The sequence below is a fragment of the Streptomyces sp. AC550_RSS872 genome, from assembly GCF_019049285.1.
In the GTDB taxonomy this organism is placed as follows: Bacteria; Actinomycetota; Actinomycetes; order Streptomycetales; family Streptomycetaceae; genus Streptomyces.
The window spans coordinates 259,905-275,080 of record NZ_JAGMUL010000014.1 but is presented as its reverse complement, the minus strand read 5'-3'; the positions used below and the strand labels follow the sequence as shown (position 1 = coordinate 275,080).

The following is a 15,176-nucleotide window of genomic DNA, read 5'->3' as shown; positions in this document are numbered from 1 at the left end:
CCGAAGGGTGCGCGCGGTCGTGTCAGACCTGCGGGGTCTCGACGACCAGTCCGGCGATGTCGACGCTCACCGCCGCGGCCTGGGCGGTGAAGGCACCCATCATCAGGGCTGCGGCGGCCAGGACGGTGGCAAGGCGACGAGCTGTGCGCATGGGACAACTACCTCTCAGTTGCGCTCACTTGAGCGTGATCAGGACACCCGGTGGCTGCCCTGCGTCGCGAGAGGCGATGCGGAAAGATCCCGAAGGTCGCTCAAGAGTGGGAAGAGCCCGGCGTGGCATGCATGGAACGCCGCGTCCACCCGAACGAGTGGGGCGTCGTCAGATCTGGTCGTCCGCCAGTTCCGCCACGCCCGTGATCCGGTGCAGCGGATACGTCCGTACCTCGTCCGCGGTGTGGTCGTACGCCGTCACGAACCCGCCCTCGACCCGCACCGGCGCGATCACCCGCTGACTCGCGGCGCCCTCGGCGTTGACGTACCCGATCCACAGCGCCTCGCCGGTCAGGACGGCGGCCTGCATGGTGGCGAGGGTCTCGGCGGAGGTGGTGCGGGGCAGGTCGCCGCCGGTCACCGTGGGGGCGGTCGCGCTCGGCTTGCGGGGGGCCGTGGAGGCGAGGTCGCCCGCGCGGATGGCGCGGATCGCGGCCGCCAGCAGCGTGGCGTCCGGCGTCGGCGGGCCGTCCGGGACCGGCTCGGGGGCCGTGCGCGGCGGGGTGCGGTGGGCGTCGGCGCGGGTGATCAGGACGTCGCCCTCCGCCGACTCGGCGGCCGGCGCGAAGCCCATCGCGCGCAGGCCCTCCAGCAGGGCGGCCGGGTCCGCGACGGTGGCGAGCACCGTCGGCGCGAGGCGGCGCAGGCGCAGACCCGCGGCCCGCTTGTCGGCGAGGATCTCGTTCAGCATCGCGTCGTCGTCGCAGCGGACGTACGCCGACGCCGCACCCACCCGTAGATGCCCGTGCTTACGGGCGACGTCGTCGATCAGGTACGCGAGCGGCTGCGGCACCGGCGTACGGGAGTGCTCGGCGAGGAAGGCATGCAGGTCGGAGGCGGTGCGGCCGGCGTCGAGGGCGCGGCGCACCGAACCGGGCGTGAACCGGTACACCGTCGCGCCGCCCTTCGACTCGACGTCCGCGAGCACGCCCAGCATGTCCGCCAGCGGCCGGCGCAGGGGGCCGGGTGCCACGGCCGTCAGGTCGGCCTGGAGGAGGACGTGGTCCAGCGGCTCGGGCAGGAGGGGGGCGAGGAGGCGGGCGGCCGCGGCGGAGGCGGTGGACTGTTCGGTGGGGGAGAGGGGCTCGAGGGGCGGGGCCGGACGGTGGTGGACGGGGAGTTTGTCGCCGGGCCCGGCCGGCTGCTCCTCGGCCGCCGGTCCCGGCTGCCGCGCCCCCAGCAGCGCCCGCCCGTGCGCGGACAACGCGCCCCGCCCCGTCACCCCCAGCATCTCCGCCTCGCCCAGCGTCCACTGGGCGAGCCTGCCGCGCAGGTCGTCGTCGCGCTGCGGTCCTCGGAGCGGACGCTCCCAGCGCAGGCGGGCCAGGACCGACTCGGCGGACGGGGACGTTCCCTCCGGGAGGCCGGCCAGCAGGGTCAGTACCCGGTGTCGTACCTCCGGGGCCGCCGAGCGGTCCAGGCCGGGGCCCAGCGCCGACAACGTACGGTCCTTCGCGTCCCGTCCGCCGACCACGCCCGCCGTCCGCGTCGCCGTCAGCCACGCCTGAGCCAGCAGGGCCCAGCGCTGTGCGGCGGGCTGCTCCAGCCACTCGTCGTAGGCCGGGGTCGCCGCGTACCGCTCGTCGGCCTCGCCGTCGGAGGCCAGCAGTCCGGCGGCGTAGGCGAGCTCGACCCAGAAGGCGGCCACGGGTTCGGACACGTCGAGGGCGACGGCGGTGCGCTTGAGGTCGCGCACGCTCAGGCCGCCCGCCCGCAGCACGGCCGGCCCGCCCTCGTGCCAGTCCTTCAGCAGCTCCTCGACGGTCGCCAGCGCCGTGTAGGCCTGTCCGGCCGCGGCTGCGTCCACAACCTGTGGACGGTGCGTCGCGGCCGCCTCGACGGGCGGCGGCAGCGGCTCGGTGGTGCGGTGCGCGCGGCCGGCCCGCAGATGCAGGGCGACCTCGCGGGGGAGTACGACCGTGCCGGGCGCGGTGGGCAGGAGCAGGCCGCGGTCCAGCAGCCAGCGCAGCCGCGGCGCCGGGTCCGCGGTGACCTGGCCGTACGGCGGCCCCCAGACCAGGCGGGAGAGGACCTCCCGGGACTCCTCCGGGGCGTCGGCCAGCAGGGCCGTCATCCGCCGCCGGTCGCCGAACAGGGCGGACAGCGACGACACGGCGGACACGGCGTCGTGCGTCGAGGGCAGCCCGGCCGTCGTGAGGATCTCCTGGATCCGGCCCGGCGACATGCCCGCGGCGGCTTCCTGCACGGTCGGACCCAGTCCCGTGGGAGAGGGGTGCTGCGGCGAGGGCGCCAGCAGCTCACGGGCCGTGCGGACGAGCCGCAGCCGGTCGTCGGCGCCCCACACCAGGGCCTGTTCGCGCAGGGTGCCGAGGGCGTGCGGCAGCGCCGCCACGACGGCCGGGTCGCCCTCGTCGCCGGCCATCAGCGCGAGCAGCTCGTCGTACGTCGCCGGATCCGCCGCCACGGCCAGCGCCTCCGCCGTCTGCAACGCGAGGCGGTCCAGCCGCTCCAGGGCCCGCACGACGGAGGCCCGCGTGCCGGCCCGGGTCGCCAGCTGCGTGAGGTCCGTCGGGACGGGGGTGATGAGGTCGGGGCGGCTGCGCAGGAGTACGGCCAGGGAGGCGTCGTCCCGCGCGCGGAGCGCTTCCGCGAGGGAACGGGGCGGTGTAGCCGGGTCGCTCATCCTGCCCACGTTAGCGGGTGGGGGTGGGGGGTGCTTTGAAAGGGCTGTGCGGTGCCCGCGCCCGCTGCGGCGAGGGTGCGTGCCGGGCGCCGCGGGTGCTGTGCGGCCCTTTCAAAGCCCCCAGGGCGCAGGGGGTGTGTCAGGGGCCCGGGACGGCGCCCGGTGGGCGAACGGAACGTTTCGCAGATGGCTCCCGGATGAACATCATCCGGAGGATTCCGGCACCTCTGGCAACACCGTGCACCCACTCGTCACCCTGGGCTCCCTGTCAACTACTTCACGGCTCAAGGGAATTGGGGGGAAGCGGTGAGTGAGCAGGCGGAGCAGTGGATCGCGATCCTGAGTCTCGCGTTTCCCGTCGCGGCGTTCCTGTGGGAGTTCGCCGTAGTCGGCCGCAAGCGGCTCGGCTACCGGGTGCAGATGGACACCCTCGCCGCGGACGCCGCCGACAAGCCGTACGCCGACGTACTGGGCGACATGCGGCACGACGGCCACCGGCTGAAGGACCCGTCCTTCGTCCTGCTGCGGATCGAGAACGCCGGGTCGGCCAAGATCGTGTCCGACGACTACCTCGCCGACCCCACCGATCCCTACGGCATCAAGGTCACCTTTCGCAACCGCCGGGTCGCGGCCGTGGTCCTCACCGATCCGAGCAACAACGCGCTGCGCGACTTCTTCTTCGAGGAGATGACGGAAGGCGACAACGTCCGCGTCGTCGCCAAACCCGGCTTCCGCCGCAACAACAACGCGGTGGACCGCACGGGCACCATCCGGCTGCCGAAGGTGACGCTGCCCCGGGGCGCCGAGTACAAGGTGCTCGTAGTGCTGGAACGCTGGCCCGAGGACGACAGCAAGGACCCCTTCCCGGACCCGGACGTGCAGGGCACCGACGGGCATGACCGCTGGTACGACCCGCTGGTGCGGTTCCTCCGGCTGAAGGCGACCCGGACCGAGAGCCATGTCTTCGCCTCCCGGCCCGCCTGGTGGGCCATGTGGATCCTGATCGCGGCCGTCGTCGTCCAGGCCTCCTTCACGCTCTTCCTCCGCGACGACCGGCGCCCCCCGCTGGACTGCGTCGGCGGCACCCTGTACCTGCACGGCTCCACCGCCTTCGCGCCCGCCGTCCGGGCCGCCGCCGAGGACTACCTCACCAGATGCGAGGGCGCCGGTGTCGCCATCCCGCTGGAGAGCGACACCTTCAAGGGCAGCACCGACGGGGTCACCGACCTGGACAAGGCCGGCCTGGACGCAGACGTCCCGGTCGGCGAGGGCCTCGGCGACCACCTCGCCTTCACCGACGGCCTCGCCTCAGACGGCCACCCCCGGCTGATCCCCAGGCCCGTCGCCTTCTCCGTGTTCACCCTCGTCGTCAACAAGGACGCGGGCGTGGAGAACCTCAAACTGGACCAGATCCGCAGGGTCTTCGCCGGACAGGTCCAGAACTGGTCCGAGCTCGGCGGCAACGACGTGCCCGTCCATCTGATCAACCGCGACCCCGGCTCGGGCACCCGCAGCACCCTGGTCACCAAGGTCCTGAACGGCAAGGAACCGCCCCAGTTCACCGAGACCGACTGCGCGGCCCTCAACCCGAAGCAGTACGGCCGCTGCGAGGTCACCAGCACGGACACGATGCTGAACACCACCGCCACGGTCCCCGGCGCCATCGGCTACAGCGAGGCCGCCGGAGTCGCCGGCCACAAGGCCGCCGACGGAATCGTCAAGCTGACCATAGACGGCAGGAAGCCGACGGCCGAAGGCGTCGAGGACACCAACTACCCGTACTGGCAGACCGAGTTCGCCTACACCTACGGCGAGCCCCCGGCCGGCTCCGTCGCCGCGGCCTTCCTCAACTTCCTCACCCAGCAGAGCGGTCGCGACATCCTGCACGAACACGGCCACGGGCTCTGCTCCGACGCCCACAACTCGGGCGAGTGCCGACCGGTCTGACCCGCACCGCACACATAGGGCCTGTCGTTTGGATCATGCCGCAGCTGCACGCACCACGCCCCGCTCGGGTTGGCTGAAAGGCGCTGTCTCTCTCAGCCAGCCTGATCCAAACGACAGGCCCTGGTCCTGCGCTAACGTCGTCCCCGCGGGGTTTCGGCACACCCACCCCGGAGGGGACTTCGTGGGGATCGAGAGCGACCAGGTCGTCTACGAGTATCTGAGCCGCGTCGGCGACGTGGCCCAGCAGCGGCAGCTGCCGTCGAGCGCCCGTATGCGCCTGGTGAACGAGCTGCGGGGCGAGATCGACCGGCGCCGCGCCAAGGTGCCCGTCGACAGTCCCGCCGCCGTCCGCCGCATCATCGCCCGCCTCGGCACCCCGGACGAGGTCGTCGCCGCCGCCGGAGGCTCCGCCGCCCCCGCACCCCGGGCACCGGTCACCTCCGTGCCCGTGCAGCCGGACAGCAGGCCCGACGAGGAGCGCCCCAAGGGCCTGCGCCGGCTCGTGCCCCGCCCCCGCCCCGCCGAGGCCCCGACCGTCCCCGACGACGCGCCCCCGCCGCCGCACCTCGCCGGCACGGCGGACCTCGGGGGCAGCGCGGTCCAGCCGGACTGGTGGCGGGTGGACAGCAGCCCGTTCGGGCCCGGCGAGGACATCCCCGGGTTCGTCGGGGGCGTCGAGATCCCGGAGATGCTCAGGCGCCCGCCCGCGCCGGGGGAGACGCGGCTCAAGAAGAAGGACCTCGCCGAGGAGCCGGAGGACCAGGCCGCGGTGGAGGAGGGCGAGGAGGAGGCGCCGAAGGCCCGCCGCCGCCTCATCCGCCGCCCGACCCTCCCGGGCGGCCGCTGGAGCAACCCCCTCCTGCTGCTCGCCGCCGCCCTCCTCGTCGCCGGCGCCGTCCTCAGCCAGATCGTCCCCCTGCTCCTCGGCTGGCTCATCGCCTGGGGCTCGCGCCGCCTGAGCGACGCCGAGACCAAGTGGGCGGTCGTGATCCTGCCCGGCCTCTCCCTCACCGCGGGCGTCGTCTGGCTGTGGGGCCGCACCAACGGCCGCTGGGGCGACCCGATCGCGGAGGGCCACATGAACGCCGCGCTGAGCGAGACCTGGCCCTGGGTGCTGAAGGGAGCGGCGGTGGCGTCGGCGCTGTTCATCGTCTGGCGCTCACAGAAACAGACGTGAGTGGTCGGTTGGGGTCGTCGTTCGTCTGCGGCACCGTCGTGGCTCCGCCGCGTGGGCGCGAACAACCCCCACCCACCCGCAGCCGCCACACGACGGACACCCCCGAGCTACTGGGCGACGGCACAATGAACCCCATGGCTCCTACAACCGTCGGCTTCGATCTCGACATGACCCTCATAGACTCCCGCCCCGGCATCCACGCCTGCTACACGGCGCTGTCCGCGCGCACGGGGACTTTCATCGACGCCGACCTGGCGATCACCCGGCTGGGACCGCCCCTCGCCGACGAGTTGATCAACTGGTTCCCGGCGGACCAGGTCGAGGCCATGGCCGACCTGTACCGCGAGATGTACCCGGCGACAGCCATCACCGCCACCCCCGCACTCCCCGGTGCCCGCGAGGCGATCACCGCGGTACGGGAAGCCGGCGGCCGCGCGATCGTCGTCACCGCCAAGTACGAGCCGAACGCCAAGCTGCACCTGGAACACCTCGGCATCGAACCGGACGCCGTCGTCGGCGACCTGTGGGCCGAGCAGAAGGCCGACGCGCTGCGCGAGTACGCGGCGAGCGTCTACGTCGGCGACCACCAGGGAGACATCCGCGCCGCCCGCGCGGCCGACGCGCTGTCCGTCACCGTGGCGACCGGGCCGTACAGCGCGGTGGAACTCGGCGAACTCGGCGCGGACGTGGTCCTCACGGACCTGACGGCGTTCCCGGACTGGCTGTCCGGCTACCTGGCCGCGCCGCGCGCCTGACGCCGCCCCGCCGCGATCGAGCGGAGCACCCCCGCGCCGGCGACGAGGAATCCGACGCCCATCAGCATGCTCAGTCCGAACATGTATGTGGGAAATGGTGTCGTTCCGAGCAGGAACGGGGTCACGGTGACCAGAGTGGCCAGGGCACCGATGAAGAACACGACCGCACCGGCACGGATCAGTCGGTCACCGGCAGCGGCGGAATTCGTTTGGGTTTTGTCAGGCACCGGACCAGGGTAGTTCCCTGCGCGAAGGAACAACCGGGCGACGTCTTGTCACGGGCCCCGGGAGCATTAGCCTTGGTAGCGGCGGGTCATGGTCGACCCGCTGTAGTGCTATCAAGAGCCGTTTTCAGAAGCAGTTTTCCGACGAGTACGAGGACGAGGACAGACGTGCCTACCGGCAAGGTCAAGTGGTTCAACAGCGAGAAGGGCTTCGGCTTTCTCTCCCGCGACGACGGCGGTGACGTCTTCGTTCATTCCTCGGTCCTCCCCGCCGGAGTAGACACACTCAAGCCGGGACAGCGAGTGGAGTTCGGGGTGGTCGCCGGTCAGCGCGGTGACCAGGCACTTTCGGTCACCCTGCTCGACCCGACCCCCTCGGTCGCGGCCGCCCAGCGCAAGAAGCCGGACGAACTGGCATCCATCGTCCAGGACCTGACGACCCTCCTGGAGAACATCACGCCGATGCTGGAGCGCGGCCGCTACCCGGAGAAGACGGCCGGGAAGAAGATCGCGGGGCTGCTGCGCGCGGTCGCCGACCAACTCGACGTCTAGCCGTCAGCCGTAAGGATTCAGGGGAAATCCAGCACACCCGGGCCGAGGGGCGGCACCAGCCCCTCGGCCGCCGCACGTGTGAGGAGTCCGCGCACGGCCGCGGCACCTCTTTCTGCCGGCCGTGAAAGTCGCGGCTGGGCCGGATGTCAGGGGAAGGTGAGTGCCTCGGGCCCGAGGGGCGGCACCAGTCCTTCCGCAGCCGCCCGAGTCAGCAACCCCCGCACCGCCGCGTAGCCGTCCACGCCCAGGTCGTGGGTGAACTCGTTGACGTAGAGACCGATGTGCTGGTCGGCGACGGACGGGTCCATCTCCTGGGCGTGTTCCATGACGTACGGGCGGGAGGCCTCGGGGTCGTCCCAGGCGGCGCGTACGGACGTGCGGATCGCGTCGGCCAGGAGCGTCAGCCGCTCGGCGCCCAGTGAGCGCTTGGCGATGATCGCGCCGAGCGGGATGGGCAGGCCCGTCGTGTCCTCCCAGTGCTCGCCCATGTCGGCGAGCTTGTGCAGGCCGTAGTTCCGGTACGTGAAGCGGGCCTCGTGGATGACGAGCCCCGCGTCGACCTTGCCGTCCCGCACGGCGGGCATGATCTCGTGGAACGGCATCACCACGATCTCGCCGACCCCTCCGGGGAGCGTGTCCGCCGCCCAGAGGCGGAACAGCAGGTACGCCGTCGACTTCTCGCTCGGTACCGCGACCGTACGGCCCGTGAGGTCCGCGCCGGCCTCGCGGGTGAGCACCAGCGGGCCGCAACCCCGGCCCAGCGCACCCCCGCAGGGCAGCAGCGCGTACTCGTCGAGGACGTACGGCAGCACGGCGTACGACACCTTCAGCACGTCGAACTCACCGCGCTCGGCCATGCCGTTGGTGATGTCGATGTCCGCGAAGGTGACGTCGAGGGCGGGTGCGCCGGGGACGCGGTCGTGGGCGAGGGCGTCGAAGACGAAGGTGTCGTTCGGGCAGGGGGAGTACGCGATCTGCCAAGGCTGTCGCTGCTGTTGCTGCTCACCGGTCATGCGGGTGCCAACCTTCCAGGACGGGTGCGAGCTTCCCGAAGGCCTCGGTCAGGGCGGCCAGCGCGTCGCCGATGCGCCAGGCGGCGCGGTCGCGCGGGCCGACGGGGTTGGAGACCGCGCGCAGCTCCAGCACGGGCGTACCGTGCGCGGCGGCGGCCTCGGCGACGCCGAAGCCCTCCATGGCCTCGGCGAGGGCGGTGGGGTGCCGCTCGCGCAGCCGTGCGGCGCGGACGGCGGTGCCGGTCACGGTGGAGACGGTGAGGACGGCGCCGGGGCGTGCGCCGGTGGCCGACACGACGTCTCGTACGAGTGATTCCGGTGGACGGTGGGTGACGGTGCCGAAGCCCAGTTCGGTGACGGGCAGGAAGCCGTCGGGGGTCTCCGCGCCCAGGTCGGCGGCCGTGATCTCGTCGGCGACGACGAGGGAGCCGACGGGGGCGTGCGGGGCGAAGCCGCCCGCGATGCCGGTCGAGACGGCCAGGCCGTAGGGGGCGCCTTCCAGGGCGGCCCGGGTGAGGGCCGTGGCGGTGGAGGCGGCGGCGAGCGCGGGCCCCACGCCGGCGGCGATCACGTCGACGCCGGGCAGGCCGAGTGCCCGGGCCACCGCGTCCCGCTCGGCGGGGACGGCGGTGGCCACCAGGACACGTACGGCGGACGTCGTCAGCTGTCCTTCTTGAGCTTGAAGGACCACAGGCCCGTCACGTCCTTCTCGCCCTCCTTGATGGAGACCAGCGTGGAGTCGCCGCTCGCGCCGTACTGGGCGTTGAAGAACACGCTGCCCGGGACGGTGCGGTAGGTCTTCGTGCTGGAGTCGGTGAGGGGCTGGCCGTTCATGAGGATGGTCCAGCCGTTGTCCGCGATCTCCGGGTCGACGCCGAAGCGGACGGTGTCGTCCGGGTCCACCTTGATGGACTCGATGCCCTTGTCCTTCAGGCAGCCGGCCAGGTCGGCGGTCTTCACGGCCTTGCCCTCGCCACCGCAGGTCGCCTCCGAGTGGACGGAGGAGGTGCCGACGGTGACCGTGGCCAGCGGGGTCGGCTTGTCGCAGGCCGACAGGGCGAGCAGTCCGGCGGAAACGGCGCCGGCGGCGGCGAGCGCGCGGCGGCGTCGCTCAGCACGTTGTACATCAGCGGCTTCGCCGCGGGGCAGCGTGGTCATGGTCGAAGGCTATCGGGCGCGTGTGACGCTCTCTCCATGTGGGGGGCGGCGTGCCGTACGACAGGCGTGGGTCACGCGCGGGTCACGTGGCCGTCAGGCCACGTCGGGACGGCTGTGTCCGCCGTGCCGGGCCGAGCCGATCAGGCCCTTGACGGTGGTCAGCCAGCCGACGGCGACGATCGCCGCGCCCACCAGCAGCCCGAACGAGCCCTTCAGCGGCAGCACGATGCCGACCGCGCCGCCGAGCACCCAGGACATCTGGAGCAGCGTCTCCGAGCGCGCGAACGCCGACGTACGGACCAGCTCCGGCACGTCCCGCTGGATCAGCGCGTCCAGCGACAGCTTGGCCAGCGCCTGCGCGAACCCGGCGGTCGCCGCGAGGAACGCCACCAGGACCGCGCCGAAGAAGGCCGCCGCCGTGAGCGCCGCGAGCAGCACGAAGCCCACGACCGTCACGATGATGATCTCGGGCGCCCGGGAGCGCAGCCACGCCCCGACCGCCGTACCGCAGGCGTTCCCGACCCCGGCCGAGCCGGCCACTATGCCCAGCGACACGGCCGCGCTCTGCCCGGACATCGGGTGCTCGCGCAGCAGGAACGCGAGGAAGAAGATCAGGAAGCCGGTCAGGCAGCGGATGGAGGCGTTGGCGGCGAGGGCGTGGGTGACGGCGATGCCGACCGTGCGCAGCCCGGGGCGCTTGACCGGTTTGAGGTGCGGCCCGTGCAGATGCTGCTCGTCGGCCGCCAGCAGCGCGGTGTCCTCGCCCTTGGCCGAGTCGACCTTCGGCGGCAGCGTGAACGACAGGAACGTGCCGACGACGAAGATCAGGAAGGCGCCGTACAGCGGATAGCGCGGCCCCAGCGCCTGGAGTCCCGCGCCGATGGGTGCGGCGATGCCGGTGGCGAGAAGACCGCCGAGGGTGACCCGGGAGTTGGCCTTCACCAGGGAGAAGCGGGGTGGCAGCAGCCGGGGCACCACGGCGCTTCTGACGACGCCGTAGGCCTTCGAGGCGACCAGCACCCCGAGGGCGGCCGGATAGAGCTCGATGCTGCCGGTGACCACGGCCCCGGACAGGACCAGCGCGAGCATGGCGCGGGCGAACATGGCCCCGGCCATGGCGGCCCGCCGGCCATGAGGAACCCGGTCGAGGAGCGGGCCGATCACCGGCGCGAGGACGGTGAACGGGGCCATGGTGATGCCGAGGTAGAGCGCGACCCGGCCGCGGGCCTCGTCGGTGGGGACGGAGAAGAAGACGGTGGAGGCGAGGGCGACGGTGATCATCATGTCCCCGGCGCCGTTCACCCCGTGCAGTTCGATCAGCTTGCCGAGGCCGGACTCGCCCGCCCCGTGCGCGTGGGTGGCCTTGCGGATGCCGCGGGCGGTGCCGGTGAACGGGAAGTGCAGGGCACGGCCGACCGCACGGAAGGAGCCGCGCCTGCGGCCCGTTCCGCCACCTCGATTGCGGCCGCCCTTGCCGCCACCGATGCCGGTGGCTCCTTCGGGCTGCCTCGCGGTTGCCACGACGCAATAGTGCCCCGAAGTGGGGGTTGGTAGTGCGGTTACGGCGCGTATGGAGTGCAAGGTCCCGGATCCGCGGAGGGCGCCGCGCAGCCGCGAATGGGCCGTCGGTGTAGGCCCAGCGCGCGAGAGCAGGTAGCGTGCGTATCTCAGCCATCCCGCACAATGGATGACGTAGGTGCGCCCGAGCGCGATTCGGGTGCGGACGTCGACGCGGCCCACAGGTCCGCTCCGTCTGCTCCATCGCCTCACGGCAACCGCACCCGAGAGACGGCGTAGGAGAGAAGCGATACCTGTGAGCGCAGCGACAACGCGAAGCCGCACCCCCGACCGTCTGTGCGCCGAGGCGGTCGACCTCGCCCGCAGCGCCGCCGAGGAGGCCGCCGCGCCAGGTGTGGTGGGTGAGCACGCGGGCCTGCTGTCCGAGGGCGACCGCGTTGTCACGCACTACTTCGAGTGCAAGGAACTCGGGTACCGCGGCTGGCGCTGGGCGGTGACGGTGGCGCGGGCGTCCCGCGCCAAGATCGTGACTCTGGACGAGGTGGTCCTGCTCCCCGGCCCGGACGCCCTCCTGGCCCCCGAGTGGGTGCCCTGGAGCGAACGCCTGCGCCCCGGCGACATGGGCCCCGGCGACCTGCTCCCCACGGACGCCGAGGACCTGCGCCTGGAGCCCGGCTACTCCGGTGAGGACGAGCCGGTGCCGAACGCGGCCGTCTCGGAGGAGATGGCGGAGCTGGTCGAGGCCGAGGACGCCGAGGTCACCGCGGCCACCCCCGCGAACCTGCCGGTCGCCCCCTCCCGAGGCTCGATCGCCGCGGTCGCGGAGGAACTGGGCATGCGCCGCGCCCGCGTCCTGTCCCGCTACGGCCTCCATGTCGCCGCGGACCGCTGGGAGGAGGCGTACGGCGCCAAGACCCCCATGGCCCAGGCGGCCCCCGCCTTCTGCGTCTCCTGCGGCTTCCTGGCCCCCATCGGCGGCTCCCTCGGCCAGGCCTTCGGCGTCTGCGCGAACGAGTTCTCCCCGGCCGACGGTCGTGTGGTCTCCCTTACGTACGGCTGCGGCGGCCACTCCGAGGCCGCGGTCATGCCGAAGCCCCCGCGTCCGGCTCCGCCGGTGATCGACGAGACGCGGGTGGACCCGTTCCCCCTGCGGCCGGCGGCGGATTCGGGGTCGGTTTCGGTTACGGCGGATGAGGACTCGGCGGAGCTCGGACACTCGTAGTACGCGGGACGAGTCAGCGACGGCTCATCTTGCCGACCGGGGTCAGGGCACGAGGCTCTTGAGGTCGATGTCGATCGAGAAGGGGACGGCGGTCTTCAGACGGTCACGGTGAATTCCGGTAGCCACGTACGCGCCGGTCATGGTGTCGAGTTCGTAGGTGTGGACCGTGGGGGCACCGGCCTCGTCCTCGACGCGCCAGAAATGGGAGATCCTGGCCTGCGCGTACTTGAAGGGCTTCAGGGACCGGTCGCGGTCCGCCGACTCCTCCGAGACGACCTCGATCACCAGGGCGACATCGGCGGGTGCGTACCAGGTGCGGTCGGGGTCGTATGCGGCGGTGGTGACCAGGATGTCGGGCTCTGGGCGGCTCTTCTTGTCCAGCCGGACAGTCATCTCGCGCTCGGTCTCGAATCCCTCGGGGACCGATTGCCGCAGGGCGAAAGTCAGGTTCTCCACCAGTCGAGAGTGCCAGGACCGCTGCGGCGACATCATGAAGATCAGGGCTCCGTCGATGAGTTCGGTGTGCCGCGGTGCTTGCGGGAGGTGGTCGAGGTCGTCGGCCTCCCAGCCGCTGGGCCTGGGGGGGATCATCCAGTCGGGGAGTTCGGCGGTCACGGCTTCCTCCAGGCGCTTCAGGGGAGCGGCGGTCTGGGGCCTTGATCCCGGGTCACGGACACGGCCCGAACACCTGGCGTCAGCGTAGTTGATGTCGCGGAGTGCTTCGGCAGTCACGGCAGAGTCCTGGGGTGGGTGAGCGGAAGGCGCGGTCGCAGTCTTCGCAGGTCTGGAAGGGGTGGTGGACAGGCGGTGGTGGGGCTGGTGCCCGGAACGGGGGCGCGGGTGGTAGTTGGGTGGTGAGGCGGTGGGCCAGCAGGGCAGCCGGGCGGCACAAGGGCTCGGTTGGCAGGTCGGTGGTCAGGGCGTGGCGTACGGCAGTGGGGGTGACGTCGCGGTCCAGCCAGGCGGCGACGCCGGGGGCGAGGTGGGCCGTGTCGCTGGCGGAGAGAAGCAGGCGGGGGTCGTGGCGGCGGAGGTCTGCGAGGAGGTCCGTGGCCTTCTGGTGGGGGCGGCGGAGCCGAACTGGCGTGGTTCAAGAGCAGTTACAGCGGCGGCAACAATGGTGAGTCCTGCGTCAAGATCGCGGTAGCGCCCGCACCATCCACGTCCGCGACTCCAAGTACCGCGACACCAGCCCCCGCCTCGCCCTCGCGCCGCCGGCCTGGTCCGTCTTTGTCGCGTACGCGACAAGCGCCCCGGGCCGGCCTCAGTCCTTGACCGCCTCCGCGATCTGCCGGGCAGCCTCCGCGGGCGTGAGGTGCGTGGTGTCGACGACCTCGGCCTCGGCGTGCAGCCATGTGCGGGCCGCCTCGGCGTAGGGCTCGAGGTATTGGAGACGGAACGGGGAGTCGGGGCCAAGGACGGTGTCGCCCGCGATGCGCCCGCGGAGGGTTTCCTGGTCGGCGTGGAGGACGAAGTGCCGGATGGGGATGCCGTGCTGGGCGAGGCCCGTGCTGATCTCGCGCCAGTACTGCTCGACCAGGACCGTCATGGGCATCACCAGAGTGCCGCCGGTGTAGGCGAGTACGTGGCGTGCGGTCTCGACTACGAGCTGCCGCCACGGTGGCCAGTGCTGGAAGTTGTCCGTCCCGGGCAGCCCCGGCGTGATGTCCATCAGCGTCTCGCCGACCTTCTCGGCGTCGAGGACCCGTGAATCTGGGATCAGCTGCTGCACGAGTGCGCTGGTCGTGGTCTTGCCCGCGCCGTGGGTGCCGTTGAGCCATACGATCATGCGACCCAACGTTAGGGGGTGCTTTGAAGGTCCCGCACAGCACCCACCGCGCCCGGCACGCCGAGGGCACGCACCGGCCTGCGACACCAGCCGCTGCCGCGGCGGGCGCGGGCACCGCACGGGACTTTCAAGCACCCCCTGGTGCCGCGCGGGCTGGGGGACATCAAGAACGCCGGGCGCGCACCGCGCGGCGGATCAGCCGGGACGCGATGAGGTACAGCGCGGTGAGGGCCGCCCAGGCGGCGAGGAACACAAGCGCGTCGTTCTTGCCGAGCTCGCTCCAGAGGATGGCGGTGACCCCGGGCCCGCCGATCCACCAGGCGAACACGATGAGTCCGATGACCAACGTGGCCAGCTGACCGAGGGCCTCCGCGATCAGGTCCCGCATTGTTCGTCACTCCCGTGTGGATGAGATGGCTGCATGATCAACCGGCTCAGCCTAAGTACTCCTCGCCCTCGGGCAACAGGCCCACGCCTGACCTCGACCCGCCTCAGTCCCCCGCGTTCCTGCGTCCCGCTCTCTCTGCCAGAGGCGCCATCACCAGCCCGGCCGTGGCCACGGCGACGGCCGGCACGACGGAGTGGGCGCGCACCCCCGGCGTCCACTCCAGCAGCATCACTCCGACCAGGAAGGCCGACAGCCAGCCAAAGACGGCGTCGGTGAGCCGGGCGGCGGGCACGGAGTGGGCCAACGAGCCACGCACCAGTCGGCGTACGGGAACCGTGACGGCCGCGGCGATCGCGGAGCAGGGCGCCAGCAGCAGCAGTGCCCAGAACACCGACGCGAGACCGTCGATCTCGATCGCGCCGGGAAACACCGCCACCGTGATGAGCAGGACAAGCAGCATCACGAGGCCGACCACCGCGGTCACCCAAAGGACCAACCCGCCTATGACGGCTCGGGCGAGCCGCTTCTCACCGTCTGTGGACGGCTCGTCGTCCGTGCTGGGATTCATGCCTGGATCAC

17 protein-coding genes and 2 pseudogenes are annotated in these 15,176 nt (G+C 72.0%); 7 read left to right on the top strand and 12 right to left on the bottom strand.

The annotated features are described in order from the left end of the window. Positions 1-22: 22 nt before the first annotated feature. Positions 23-151, bottom strand: coding sequence for a hypothetical protein (locus KUM44_RS46715; RefSeq protein WP_302185965.1), 129 nt, complete (start codon positions 149-151; stop codon positions 23-25). Positions 152-319: 168 nt separating this feature from the next. Then, a complete protein-coding gene (locus tag KUM44_RS06185; RefSeq protein ID WP_217206715.1) occupies positions 320-2,854 on the bottom strand; it encodes a helicase C-terminal domain-containing protein in 2,535 nt (844 codons plus the stop codon). 306 nt (positions 2,855-3,160) lie between these two features. On the opposite strand from KUM44_RS06185, the gene KUM44_RS06180 reads away from it, so the two are divergent. From KUM44_RS06180 to KUM44_RS06170, 3 genes are all read left to right on the top strand, one after another. Next, the gene (locus tag KUM44_RS06180) at positions 3,161-4,801 is read left to right on the top strand and encodes a substrate-binding domain-containing protein (RefSeq protein WP_217206714.1); all 1,641 of its coding nucleotides are present in this window, start codon (positions 3,161-3,163) and stop codon (positions 4,799-4,801) included. 181 nt (positions 4,802-4,982) lie between these two features. Then, positions 4,983-5,978: a hypothetical protein gene (locus tag KUM44_RS06175; RefSeq protein ID WP_217206713.1), complete on the top strand. Its 996-nt coding sequence runs from the start codon at positions 4,983-4,985 to the stop codon at positions 5,976-5,978. Positions 5,979-6,103: 125 nt separating this feature from the next. After that, on the top strand, positions 6,104-6,733 hold the full coding sequence (locus KUM44_RS06170; protein ID WP_217206771.1) for an HAD family hydrolase: 630 nt from the start codon (positions 6,104-6,106) through the stop codon (positions 6,731-6,733). Here KUM44_RS06170 and KUM44_RS06165 read toward each other — a convergent pair. After that, complete coding sequence (locus tag KUM44_RS06165; protein ID WP_217206712.1) at positions 6,709-6,960, bottom strand: hypothetical protein; 252 nt, start codon at positions 6,958-6,960, stop codon at positions 6,709-6,711. The two genes, KUM44_RS06170 and KUM44_RS06165, sit on opposite strands and share 25 nt — an antisense overlap. Before the next feature lie 165 nt (positions 6,961-7,125). Between KUM44_RS06165 and KUM44_RS46710 the strand changes: the two genes are divergently transcribed. After that, positions 7,126-7,509 (top strand): cold-shock protein, encoded by a 384-nt coding sequence (locus KUM44_RS46710; RefSeq protein WP_217206711.1) that lies wholly within the window; start codon positions 7,126-7,128, stop codon positions 7,507-7,509. A gap of 146 nt (positions 7,510-7,655) precedes the next feature. On the opposite strand, the gene KUM44_RS06155 is transcribed toward KUM44_RS46710, so the two are convergent. From KUM44_RS06155 to KUM44_RS06140, 4 genes are all read right to left on the bottom strand, one after another. Further along, positions 7,656-8,522 (bottom strand): 1,4-dihydroxy-6-naphthoate synthase, encoded by an 867-nt coding sequence (locus tag KUM44_RS06155; RefSeq protein WP_217206710.1) that lies wholly within the window; start codon positions 8,520-8,522, stop codon positions 7,656-7,658. Then, positions 8,512-9,213: a futalosine hydrolase gene (locus KUM44_RS06150; RefSeq protein WP_217206709.1), complete on the bottom strand. Its 702-nt coding sequence runs from the start codon at positions 9,211-9,213 to the stop codon at positions 8,512-8,514. The genes KUM44_RS06155 and KUM44_RS06150 overlap by 11 nt, the downstream gene beginning before the upstream one ends. Beyond that, positions 9,183-9,680 (bottom strand): DUF2771 domain-containing protein, encoded by a 498-nt coding sequence (locus KUM44_RS06145; protein WP_217206708.1) that lies wholly within the window; start codon positions 9,678-9,680, stop codon positions 9,183-9,185. The genes KUM44_RS06150 and KUM44_RS06145 overlap by 31 nt, the downstream gene beginning before the upstream one ends. A gap of 93 nt (positions 9,681-9,773) precedes the next feature. Next, positions 9,774-11,201: an MFS transporter gene (locus KUM44_RS06140; protein WP_217206707.1), complete on the bottom strand. Its 1,428-nt coding sequence runs from the start codon at positions 11,199-11,201 to the stop codon at positions 9,774-9,776. A gap of 292 nt (positions 11,202-11,493) precedes the next feature. Here KUM44_RS06140 and KUM44_RS06135 point away from each other — a divergent pair, with 292 nt between their 5' ends. Beyond that, positions 11,494-12,420, top strand: coding sequence for a DUF3027 domain-containing protein (locus KUM44_RS06135; protein WP_217206706.1), 927 nt, complete (start codon positions 11,494-11,496; stop codon positions 12,418-12,420). A 42-nt stretch (positions 12,421-12,462) separates the two neighbouring features. On the opposite strand, the gene KUM44_RS06130 is transcribed toward KUM44_RS06135, so the two are convergent. Both KUM44_RS06130 and KUM44_RS45115 read right to left on the bottom strand, forming a co-directional pair. Next, complete coding sequence (locus KUM44_RS06130; RefSeq protein WP_254389130.1) at positions 12,463-13,011, bottom strand: Uma2 family endonuclease; 549 nt, start codon at positions 13,009-13,011, stop codon at positions 12,463-12,465. Positions 13,012-13,114: 103 nt separating this feature from the next. Next, positions 13,115-13,480 (bottom strand): annotated as a pseudogene (locus KUM44_RS45115) (helix-turn-helix domain-containing protein); the annotation flags it as partial. On the opposite strand from KUM44_RS45115, the pseudogene KUM44_RS45110 reads away from it, so the two are divergent. Further along, positions 13,456-13,602, top strand: a pseudogene (locus KUM44_RS45110) (DUF397 domain-containing protein); the annotation flags it as partial. The pseudogenes KUM44_RS45115 and KUM44_RS45110 overlap by 25 nt on opposite strands. After that, the gene (locus KUM44_RS47505) at positions 13,548-13,796 is read left to right on the top strand and encodes a DUF397 domain-containing protein (protein WP_374202016.1); all 249 of its coding nucleotides are present in this window, start codon (positions 13,548-13,550) and stop codon (positions 13,794-13,796) included. The pseudogene KUM44_RS45110 and the gene KUM44_RS47505, both read left to right, overlap by 55 nt. Here KUM44_RS47505 and KUM44_RS06120 read toward each other — a convergent pair. The 3 genes from KUM44_RS06120 to KUM44_RS06110 all read right to left on the bottom strand — a co-directional run bounded on the left by KUM44_RS06120 (position 13,685) and on the right by KUM44_RS06110 (position 15,165). Continuing rightward, positions 13,685-14,209 carry an AAA family ATPase gene (locus tag KUM44_RS06120; protein ID WP_217206705.1) on the bottom strand — a complete coding sequence of 175 codons (525 nt, stop codon included), beginning with the start codon at positions 14,207-14,209 and terminating at the stop codon, positions 13,685-13,687. The genes KUM44_RS47505 and KUM44_RS06120 overlap by 112 nt on opposite strands. Before the next feature lie 163 nt (positions 14,210-14,372). Beyond that, the gene (locus KUM44_RS06115) at positions 14,373-14,597 is read right to left on the bottom strand and encodes a hypothetical protein (protein ID WP_217206704.1); all 225 of its coding nucleotides are present in this window, start codon (positions 14,595-14,597) and stop codon (positions 14,373-14,375) included. Positions 14,598-14,700: 103 nt separating this feature from the next. After that, entirely contained in the window at positions 14,701-15,165 is a 465-nt protein-coding gene (locus tag KUM44_RS06110; RefSeq protein ID WP_217206703.1) for a hypothetical protein, read from the bottom strand. Positions 15,166-15,176 lie beyond the last annotated feature (11 nt).

Coding starts and splice junctions, on each gene's coding strand:
- KUM44_RS06110 (WP_217206703.1), bottom strand. CDS start 15,165: ATGAATCCCAGCACGGACGACGAGCCGTCCACAGACGGTGAGAAGCGG.
- KUM44_RS06185 (WP_217206715.1), bottom strand. CDS start 2,854: ATGAGCGACCCGGCTACACCGCCCCGTTCCCTCGCGGAAGCGCTCCGC.
- KUM44_RS06130 (WP_254389130.1), bottom strand. CDS start 13,011: ATGATCCCCCCCAGGCCCAGCGGCTGGGAGGCCGACGACCTCGACCAC.
- KUM44_RS06170 (WP_217206771.1), top strand. CDS start 6,104: ATGAACCCCATGGCTCCTACAACCGTCGGCTTCGATCTCGACATGACC.
- KUM44_RS46715 (WP_302185965.1), bottom strand. CDS start 151: ATGCGCACAGCTCGTCGCCTTGCCACCGTCCTGGCCGCCGCAGCCCTG.
- KUM44_RS06120 (WP_217206705.1), bottom strand. CDS start 14,209: ATGATCGTATGGCTCAACGGCACCCACGGCGCGGGCAAGACCACGACC.
- KUM44_RS06145 (WP_217206708.1), bottom strand. CDS start 9,680: ATGACCACGCTGCCCCGCGGCGAAGCCGCTGATGTACAACGTGCTGAG.
- KUM44_RS06155 (WP_217206710.1), bottom strand. CDS start 8,522: ATGACCGGTGAGCAGCAACAGCAGCGACAGCCTTGGCAGATCGCGTAC.
- KUM44_RS06115 (WP_217206704.1), bottom strand. CDS start 14,597: ATGCGGGACCTGATCGCGGAGGCCCTCGGTCAGCTGGCCACGTTGGTC.